Annotated in this window: 9 protein-coding genes; 2 read left to right on the forward strand and 7 right to left on the reverse strand. The window is 37.7% G+C overall.

Annotation, left to right across the window (positions count from 1 at the left end; genetic code table 11):
- Nucleotides 1–288: 288 nt before the first annotated feature.
- Nucleotides 289–699, forward strand: coding sequence for a hypothetical protein (locus Q8907_07865; GenBank protein MDP4274177.1), 411 nt, complete (start codon nt 289–291; stop codon nt 697–699).
- Here the strand turns inward: Q8907_07865 and Q8907_07870 are convergent, their stop codons facing one another.
- From Q8907_07870 to Q8907_07885, 4 genes are all read right to left on the reverse strand, one after another.
- Nucleotides 700–2,127, reverse strand: coding sequence for a bifunctional class I SAM-dependent methyltransferase/glycosyltransferase family 2 protein (locus Q8907_07870; GenBank protein ID MDP4274178.1), 1,428 nt, complete (start codon nt 2,125–2,127; stop codon nt 700–702).
- Between the two features lie 11 nt (nt 2,128–2,138).
- A complete protein-coding gene (locus Q8907_07875; GenBank protein ID MDP4274179.1) occupies nt 2,139–2,915 on the reverse strand; it encodes a class I SAM-dependent methyltransferase in 777 nt (258 codons plus the stop codon).
- 66 nt (nt 2,916–2,981) lie between these two features.
- On the reverse strand, nt 2,982–5,024 hold the full coding sequence (locus tag Q8907_07880) for a hypothetical protein (GenBank protein ID MDP4274180.1): 2,043 nt from the start codon (nt 5,022–5,024) through the stop codon (nt 2,982–2,984).
- 85 nt (nt 5,025–5,109) lie between these two features.
- Nucleotides 5,110–5,697: a flavin reductase family protein gene (locus tag Q8907_07885; protein MDP4274181.1), complete on the reverse strand. Its 588-nt coding sequence runs from the start codon at nt 5,695–5,697 to the stop codon at nt 5,110–5,112.
- 126 nt (nt 5,698–5,823) lie between these two features.
- Here Q8907_07885 and Q8907_07890 point away from each other — a divergent pair, with 126 nt between their 5' ends.
- Complete coding sequence (locus Q8907_07890; protein MDP4274182.1) at nt 5,824–6,810, forward strand: glycosyltransferase family 9 protein; 987 nt, start codon at nt 5,824–5,826, stop codon at nt 6,808–6,810.
- Here the strand turns inward: Q8907_07890 and Q8907_07895 are convergent, their stop codons facing one another.
- From Q8907_07895 to Q8907_07905, 3 genes are all read right to left on the reverse strand, one after another.
- On the reverse strand, nt 6,811–7,728 hold the full coding sequence (locus tag Q8907_07895) for a YitT family protein (GenBank protein MDP4274183.1): 918 nt from the start codon (nt 7,726–7,728) through the stop codon (nt 6,811–6,813). It lies immediately after the preceding gene.
- A gap of 120 nt (nt 7,729–7,848) precedes the next feature.
- The gene (locus Q8907_07900; protein ID MDP4274184.1) at nt 7,849–9,783 is read right to left on the reverse strand and encodes an OmpA family protein; all 1,935 of its coding nucleotides are present in this window, start codon (nt 9,781–9,783) and stop codon (nt 7,849–7,851) included.
- A 164-nt stretch (nt 9,784–9,947) separates the two neighbouring features.
- The coding region (locus tag Q8907_07905; GenBank protein ID MDP4274185.1) for a hypothetical protein at nt 9,948–10,212 on the reverse strand (265 nt) is incomplete at its 5' end.

A 10,212-nucleotide genomic window follows, 5' to 3' on the forward strand; every position in this document is an offset into this window, starting at 1 on the left:
CTTTCCGTACTGTTCTTCGGGGAGTAAGTGATACCAGGTTCTTTTTATTCCGTTTAACTAAAATCTATGCCTGATTTTTTCTCTCCACATGGTTTTTGAACTGATCCCTGGTTTACAGATTTTCAAACAATTTCAATATATCAAAAACCACCTCAAACCCTATCAAACAACTTTCAAACCACTTCAAACTAATTGAAATTTTATCAAAAAATTACTGAGACAGGATTAACCGGATTACAGGTTAAATAAAAAAATTCTATCTTTGTTTAAGACAAATAGTGGGGAAGTATGAAAATCAAAGCTCATGATATAAAAAGTAAAAGTTTTTTCCTGTTTTTCGTTATTATCTGCCTTTTAAGCTGCAAGAAAAATGAAGAAACTCCGACAATTGCATTCATAGAGCCATCCAAAACCACTATAGAGGCAAGTTCCCCGTCAACTGTCAATCTTAAATTAAAGCTTGCAGCTCCCGTCCAGATTGATTCTTTAAAAGTAGCAGATAAGGTTGCTGATGCAGACTGGAGATTGTTAAAAACCATAACATTTTCTCCTCCTTCGGATACAGCCACATTTACCGGCAACTATTTTATACCACAAGGATTTGAAGGGACAGAGATACTTTTAAAATTTTCACTTTATGATAAAAGTAAACCCGGAGTCCCTTATGCTGAAAGTATCTTAACAATCAATGTAAAATAATTAGCGGAATTTAATTTTCCCCATTGCAAAGAAGCACATCCTCAGTAAAATGAAACCATGCTTGAAACGGGAAATATTGGTATCTCCATATTGACGATCCTGATAACGGATGGGCAAATCAATTATTTTAAGATTTAATTTATAAGCGCCAAACAGCAGGTCAAAATCTCCAAAAGGATCGAAGTCGCCGAAAAAACTACGGTTGGCAGTCAGTTTTTCATAATCACTGCGGAACATTACCTTCGTTCCACAAAGCGTATCCTTTATGGGTTGTTCCAATAACCAGGAAAACATCTTGCTAAAAAACATATTGCCCCAGGTATTCAGGGTACGCATGGCATGCTTCTCCATGGGATAGACCAGTCGCGAACCATTAATAAATTCTCCCTTACCCGAAGCCAGGGCATAATAAAACTTTGGCAAATCTTCAGGCAAAACGGTCAGGTCAGCATCCAGGATCATCAAAATATCGCCCATGGCCATCGAATAGCCTTTGCGAACGGCATCGGCTTTACCTTTTCCCTCCTGCCTGGCTATTTTAATATCAACATGGCTGTACTTCTGTTGCATCTCCTTGATTTTCTCCCAGGTGTCATCGGTTGAATTTCCTTCTACAAATATAATTTCGACGTGTTTTCCAAAGGAAGGTATCCTTTTTATGGCACTTTCAATATTCCCACTCTCGTTACGAGCCGGAATCACAACAGAAACCGAATATTTTTCATCAACATCAGGCTCCACTCCATGAACAGGACGGGCAAACACAAATTGATTCAGACACAAGGCATTGATCAGCGGCAGTCTGCCCAATATTTTATTAAAGAAATAAGAAATCACAGGAATATTAACAGGCAGAAGTATTCTTTTGGCTGTTCTGAAAACTTCAAAATCCGAAAGATAAAGGAGGTTTCGAATATCAGATGTAGTAAGCCAGTTTTGATGGGGACTATGCTTTTTTAACCCAAGGAATTCGCCCAAACGCAAAACCGGCTCCCAAAAATAATTATAGTAAGTGATGAAAATCCTGGTATTCTCTTTACATACTTTTCTGACAGAAGCCAAAACATCCAGCACATTATCAAAATACCCCAAAACATTAGACAGGATAATCACATCAAATTTCCTGTCCAGGCTGATATTCTCGGCTTCCATTAAGAAGAAATCAATATCCGGGTGTTCCTGCCTGGCTATTTCAATCATCTTGGGACTGAAATCAATTCCTACCTTATCTTGGCAGTGAAGTTTTGAAATTGTACCACCGGTACCACATCCCACTTCCAAAACACTGTCCGATTCAGTGACAAAAAAATTCGTATAATTTGAAATATCGTTCCAGTAATATTTATATCGGTTTCTATAATGGGTATAGGCAGGAGCAAAATTCTCAAAGTAGTTATAAAAAATTTCCTTACGTGTTTTTCGCATCATAGCATCTGATTTTATTGGTCCTTGGATTTTGATATTTCTATAGTCTGAAACATCGCGGTTAAAGGAAATACCGGCGTAAATAATTTCTCAAAGATAGTAACAAGTTTAAAACTCCAACCCGGCACCAATGATTTATATGATAACCCGCCCGTAAGAAGATAACGGAAAGGCGTATGAAATCTGATACTTTTCAACTTTAACGATGGAAACAAAAGTTCAAACTTATCCAGATCGCGTCTGAAAATAATGGAAGGCAAAGCGCCATTTGCCCCGGACAGCGGGCCGGATGATGGAAACGACCATTCTTTGACCTTAGGGTCAAAGGGTTCATGATGGAAATGAGTATAAATAAACCGGCTAAAAATCGTGTCTGCCGGTTCTATCATAAAAATCATCCCCCCTTTGACAAGGACCCTTTGCGCTTCTTTAAAAAAGTCTTCGGCGTGGGGTATATGATGCAGGACATCCATCATAAAAATAGCAGAAACACTCTGATCAGGGAAAGGTATATTTTCTGCCGAAAATGTCATATCACAGTTTGGTAAAGGTAATATATCCGAAGTAATTACATCCGGCCTTAACTGTTTCAAAAAACTTCCCCCTGCCCCAATTTCAATGATTTTACCTTCAGGTAGTTTGTTTAACTTGTCGATAAAAGTACCATACCACTCTTCATACAATTTTTTAAGAAACTGTTTTTTTAATACCAGATCCCTGTGTAAAAGCGTTGTTTCAGGTGCATCTAAATCGAAATCCTGTTTTTCCTTTAAAAAATGGTTACAACTCATTCCAGAACAAATCAAATTTTCCTCCAAATATAAAACATCTATCTTCTGCCCTACCACACTATGGTACTACTTCTTTGCCAATTGAGGAGGGTTAACCTCAAGAATCCATGCAGGTTCATCATTATCATCACCTACTTGATAAACTTTCTTGAAAATAGTGGGGTATTTTAGTTGAATAAAATATACATAACGATGCATAGTATCAACGATATATTCAGTTTTCTGCTGTGCATATTTTCTTAAGCTGGCCATCAAAATATATCCCACATTATTTTTCACTAAATCGCCAAGAAGATAATCCGCATTTTCAACATAACATTCGGTATTAGATTTCTTGAGATTTGTATAAAACTCCTGAAGATTGTTCGAATAATTAAGCTTGAAATAATTGAGCAAACGGATATAATCGGCTTTTTTATCTTTCGGGAATTGATACAGGGTGTAAATTCTGGAATTGGTAACTATCATCGATACATTGAACTGGCAAAGGGTATAAAAAATATCTGCAGATACTTTCTTTGCTTCAAATTCATTATTATCCATTACAACAATATCGTCATTCCGTTTTACGAAATTGGCAACAACCGTATCTGCTTCCCATAAAGGAGTTTGGAAAATACCATAAAAAAACCTTCCGTTGCCATAAACAGTCGAAATAGCAGGTTTTCTACAGGCAATTACTTTCTCTTTTGGAAGATGAAGTGATGCCCACTTACTCATCTTTATGTAATGCACCCAATCTGGGGTTAATCCGTAAGTAACATCTCCCTTCAGGTTTTGGCTGAGGATCTCTTTATTTACCCTTGTTTTATCCGTGGTCCGCTTAAAATTCGTAAAAAACAGAATGAGCAGTAAGAAGGGTAAGACTATTTGAAAACCTTTAAATGACTTTGTCCTTGCCAGTGCCCAAAGTCCTGAAAAGATGAAAATCAATATATATGGGACATAGATCACGATCAACCGGGATTGATCCCAAGATTTCTGAAGTGCAACAAATGTAAGACAGCATAGGCCCGTCACATATAAACCGGTAAACAGCAACATCTTATTTTTCTTGTACAGCATATAAAAAGCCACAACCAATAAAACCACCAGCACAAAAGTAAGGAAGGGCGCAATTTCAATAGTGGGATCATCAGGCCTCAGGCCTAAAATAGTATAAAAATGTTTGGAAAGATAAAGATGTGAATTATCTATAAGTCTTTGAATATAACCCATTAAAGTTTCTTTTCCTTCAGATGGATTGTAATAATTTTTTAACATCAGGCCATTTCCCTGGGTTGAAAATTGCAACTGACTGGATTTCCACAATAATCTCTTCAGAAGTTCAAAAACTAAAGTTAAAGCAGAGAAAGAAGCAAAAGTTCCAAGTAATGATTTCCACTTCTTAGCAACCAATAAAAAGAAAAGCAGAACAAGAACTGCGCCAAATCCAATTGTTCGCGTCAAACCAATCATCAATAAAACAGCCCCTACACATAAGTATTTTTTATAAGAGGTTTTATAATCTTCCTTTTCTATGTCATCATTGACAATAAAATACCGTGCAACCAGGCAAAAGAGAATTGCCTGCAGAAGCATGAATAATGCCTCTGAATAAGTCTGACTGGCATAATAAAGAAGATAACCGTTCATGCCTGAAAACAAAAGTACAAAGCTTAATATAGTTGCAGAAATCCTTCCTTTGAATGCCCGGTAAATAAAATAAACCTGGCCTGCCATACACAGAAATGAAAAAAGCTTAAGCAATGGCAGATTTATACCGAAGATTAAAAGTAACGGACTTATCAATAAAGGATACATTGGCCCCTGGAATGAAGGATATACGAAATGGTGCACAAAATCATTTGCCCGAAGTATATAAGTCGAATCATCGCCGGTCATACTAACTTTCAAATCGAAAAGCAGAAAACCGAAAAAACAAGTTAAGATTAAAGATATCCAGAAAATTGTGTTCAGGTGTTTCGCAAAATAATTGTCGCAAACGCCAAGAAGATCGGCCGGAGTAGTGGTAATGTGTTGATTTTGTGATTTTTTTCCAACAGCATGATTTTTGTCTGGGGCAATTTTGTTGGGATTGTTTTTCATTTTAGGGTTAGTTTTTGCCATTCCAATTGGGTTTTAAAATTTCATTCAAATTTGTTATTTTTTTAATTTAAAAAAAACTTTAGTTAAAAAAATCAGCAGAAAGGACCTAATAATTTTTTTTGTTTCTTTTTCTCTTCTTTACAGAGAACCCGAATCTTCCTATTTCATTGCCCAAGACGTAATATTTTCCATGGGAATAAGAAATCAAATGAGCTTGCGACAAATTAAAAACCCCGGTTTGAGGATCAAAATACTGATCATCTGCATGAACGGCAACTATTTCCGCAATAAACATATCATGGCTTCCTAAGGGAAGGATGTCCTTTACCCTACACTCAATATTTACAGGAGATTCTGCAATCAGAGGTGCTTTAATAATTTCAGCCTTTAAGGGAGTAAGTTTCATTGCTTCAAACTTATTCACCTCCCTGCCCGATTTCACCCCACACCAATCTGTGGCATAAGCCAAATCGGCATTGGTAAGATTAATGGCAAACTCTCTGGTACGGCTGATCAGTTCATGCGAAAGTCTTTCAGGGCGTAAAGAAATATAGCACATAGGCGGATTTGTGCAGATGGTCCCTGTCCAGGCAACGGTCATAATATTATAATTTTCCACGCTATCGCCACAACTTACCATTACTGCCGGTAATGGATAGATCATTGTTCCGGGTTTCCAGGTAATTTTACCCATAACTATTTAAAAATTTAATGCTCTATTTTATTCAGTGTACTTTACAAATGTTAATTTTGGCAAAAAATTAACAGGCTTTTTTATTTCTCTATGTTAGCCTGATAAACTGCCATTTTATAACCATTTATGAATAGAATTCTGATTATTCAAACTGCTTTTATCGGCGATGTCATCCTGGCTACCTCGTTAATAGAGAATATTCACCATAAATTTCCGGAAGCAAAGATAGACTTTCTGCTAAGAAAAGGCAATGAAGGATTACTTTTCAATCACCCTTATTTGAATCAACTTTATATCTGGGACAAAGGGAAAGATAAATTCATAAATTTACTTAAAACCATCCGGCTTTTAAGAAAAACGAAATACGATGAAGTAATCAACTGCCACCGTTATTTTTCAAGCGGATTGATTTGTCTTTTTCAAAGGGCAAGAAATAAAACCGGTTTTGACAACAATCCGTTAAGCATTTTTTTCACCCGGACAATTAAACATGAATTTGGCAATGGCAAACATGAAATAGAACGAAATCAAGGGCTTATTGCACATCTTACAGATGAACCGGTAATGAAGCCCAGGTTATACCCTTCAGAAAAAGAATTCATAAAAGTAGCACCCTGGCAATCACAAGCCTATATATGTGTTGCGCCCTGTTCTGTATGGTTTACCAAACAACTGCCAGTAAGCAAATGGATAGAACTTATCCGCAAAACTCCGGCCGGGTATTCTGTTTTATTAATTGGAGGCAAGCCGGATTATGAAAGTTGTGAAAACATCATAGAGCAGTCAGGAAAGACAAATTGTACAAATTTGGCAGGGAAACTCAGCTTTTTGGAAACTGCAGCATTGATGAGCCATGCGGCAATGAATTATGTAAACGATTCAGCCCCTCTTCATATTGCATCCTCGATGGATGCACCGGTTACAGCCTTTTTTTGTTCTACAGTGCCTTCATTCGGCTTTGGCCCTCTTTCTTCCAGGTCGAAGTTAGCAGAAATAAACCATCCCCTGGAATGCAGGCCTTGTGGAATTCACGGAAAAAAAGAATGTCCCTTACACCATTTCAAATGCGGATTTGAAATTGACATTGATCAGGTACTACTTCCAGGAATATAGTTATAAATCACTAAATGTCTTGAACCCGTTGCCAATAATTTCATTGGCATCAAAAACAGTAAGGAAGGCATCAGCATCTATTCCCTTAATATATTCCTGTAAAATTGCCAGTTCCCGGCGGCTCACATTGGTAAAAATCACTTTTTTTTCTTTTCCTTCATACATGCCTTCGGCTTTCAAAGCAGTGGCTCCACGGCTAAGATCGAATAATATCTTATGCCTGATTTCCTCGTAATGGTCTGAAATAATCAGCAGGGACTTGTCATAACCGATACCCTGCATGACTGCATCAATCACTTTACCGGTAACGTAAATTACGATCCAGGAATACAAAGGAATCCTCCAATCGCCAAAGGCGATCAATCCGACCAACACAATTGTGGAATCGACATAGATCATCAATTGCCCCAAAGGAAGCCTGGTATATTTGGCAAAAATCATGGCAACAATATCGGAACCACCTGAGGTTGCTTTTGCCTTAAATATCAAACCTAAAGCAAACCCAGATAATACACCGCCAAAAATAGAAGATAATAATGCATCATTGGGAACCAAAGGTTGATAACCCCAAATTGCTGTTAGCCCATCAATAAAAAATGAAGAAAGTACAAATCCTACAACTGTTTTTACCCCAAACAAAGGCCCGAGAATTCTCACGCCCAATATGGTCAGAGGGATATTTAACAGCAACCCCATTAATCCAATCGGGAATCCTTCAGGGGCAAAAGCAAACACATGGGGAGTTAAATAATGGATTACAATACTGATGCCATATACACCCCCAGGAACAATTCTATAAGGTGTAATAAAATACACATAAGCAACTGCTAAAATAAATGAGCCAATTACAATCAAAGAATAATTTCGCAACCATCTTTTTGACAGGAATTTATCTTTAGGCTGATTTTCCGCTATCATATTTTTCAATTTATATAGTTAAGCAAAAATATAAAAAAATGTGCACTTCCCTAAAATAAGTCCTTTTTTAAGGGAATATAAAAATGGCATTTTAAATATTTTCAGGGCATTAGTCAATTCCTACTCCAGAATTTTAAACTCGGTACGCCGGTTTTGAGCTTTACCAGCCTCATTATCATTGGAGGCTATGGGTCGTGTTTCTCCATAACCTTTAAAAACAACACGTTTTGAATCAACACCTTTGGAGACAAGGTAATTCACCACAGCTTTTGCACGTCTCATGGAAAGATCCTGATTATGAGCGGCTGATCCGGTATTGTCGGTATGGCCGCTGATCTCAATTTTTATTGATGAATTCTCCTTCATAAACCGCAGAACCTTGTTAAGTTCAACGAATGATTCATTTTCAAGATTGGCAGAATCTGTTGCAAAGAAAATATTTTTCAATATTATGCTTTTACCCGGTTTGACCGGCTGAAGCGGGATATCCAACAAAAATGGCTCTTTAAATTCGTGAATTTGTTTGAGGGCGAAATTATCGGAATAGAACAAATAATGAGGTTTCGAAACATTTAGCCCATAATTGCATCCAACAGGAAGGCAAACAAAAAATTCCCCGTTCAGACTGTCCGACTGAGCTTCGATGCAAAGCTTTGAAGAGTCAAGGTCCGAAAGTTCGAAATGAGCTTTAAGCGGATCGCCGGAATCGGCATCATAAACCTTCCCTTTCACATAAGAAACAGCCAGTGGACGAGCTTCCTTATAAAGATCGAACGAGTAAATATCACGTCCATCAGCCCCCAGCCTGTCAGATGAAAAATACGCCTTGGTTCCTGCCGCATTCACGATCAAGCCTTCTTCCTTGTTAAATGTATTGATGGGATAGCCCAGGTTTTTTGCCTGTGTCCATTCTCCTCTTCCATTCAGCCTTGAAACATAAATGTCAAAATCGCCCATGCCCGGACGGTCGTTGGAAGAGAAATAAAGTGTTTTATTATCTTCATGAATAAAGGGAGATTCTTCATCGCCCGGAGAATTGATGCTGTCGCCAAGATTTACGGGATATCCCCAGCTTCCATCCTCATTTTTTGTGCTTTTCCAAATATCCAACCCTCCTTTACCACCGGGGCGGCTGCTCACAAAATAAAGTGTTTTTCCGTCTGAGGAAATTGACGGCTGGGTTTCCTTAAACCTGGAATTTACCGGTGCGCCAAGGTTCTGCGGGACAGACCATTGATTCCCCTTCCTAAAGGAAACATAAATATCACATAATCCCAGTCCACCGGGCCGGTTGCATGCAGTGAAATAAAGAGTTTTTCCATCAGCAGAGACCGATTGTGCACCTTCATTATCCGGAGTATTGAGCGGAAATCCCACATTTTGAGCCATAGCCCAGGAACCATTTTCAAAACTGCTCATATAAAGATCTTCCTGACGGTTATAAGAGATGGAAGTATCCATAAGATTTTTAGGTACCAGCCTGGTAAATACCAGTTGTTTTTCATCTGAAGACAAACTCGGCCAATACTCATCATAACGGGTATTAATTTTAGGGCCAAGATTTTCGGGATTAAAAGGCACTGGATGTTGTAAGGAATTTAAAGCAAATTCCGAATATTTAAGCAACTTTTCAGCAGATGCCCTCTCCTTTCCGGCCTGTATATTCATTTTGAGATATTCTTTTAAATCAGCTTCCGCATCGGCATATCTGCCGGATGAATATTCGGCTTTTCCCAAATTCAAATAAGCAGCAGGGAAAAAAGACGGGTTTATAGTCACTGCGGTTTTATAATTTTTAATACAATCTGTTAGATCGTTATTATCCATATATACCTCAGCCATAACCAGATATGCTTCTATAAAACGCTGGTCGGTTTTTACAGCTGAGGTCAATAACCTGACAGCCTCCTTATCGTTGTGGGTATCCAGAAGGTATAATGCCTTTTCATACAAACGGGCTGCCTTAGCCGATGAGGTCGTTAATTGTTTCTGGGCATCAATTGAATAAGAAAAAATATTAAAAACAACACACAAAAAGAAAGCGATTTTTTTCATCCTAAATAATTTTAAAATTAAGGCCCTTGAAAGCCTCAACCTTCAGACCCACCAGAGAAAATGTGCATGTTAATTTATTCGGGTTACTGCCGGGTCATGATCAAAACAAAAAACTTTTTCTGATCAATTTTACCCTAAAATCCGAAAATTTCCCTTTAGCAAAATTAGGATTTTTTATTCCCCGGATTATAGATTTTCTGAAGGCTTTCCTGCATAATGTTCCGGTTTATTTCATTAATCATTTCGATAATTTTGTAGATTTTATCCTTACGCCCCAGAATTTCGCTATAAGACAGGTCGCTTTCTTTGCTAAAAACGATTTTTTCAATTTTATAACCTGTTTCTTCCAGACTGATGACAACTGCAGCTCTAAAGTTGTCCAGAATAATAACCGATGGCAATTTTACAGAATAATGGTTCAGAGCTTTC

This window comes from Bacteroidota bacterium (genome assembly GCA_030706565.1).
Taxonomy (GTDB): domain Bacteria; phylum Bacteroidota; class Bacteroidia; order Bacteroidales; family JAUZOH01; genus JAUZOH01.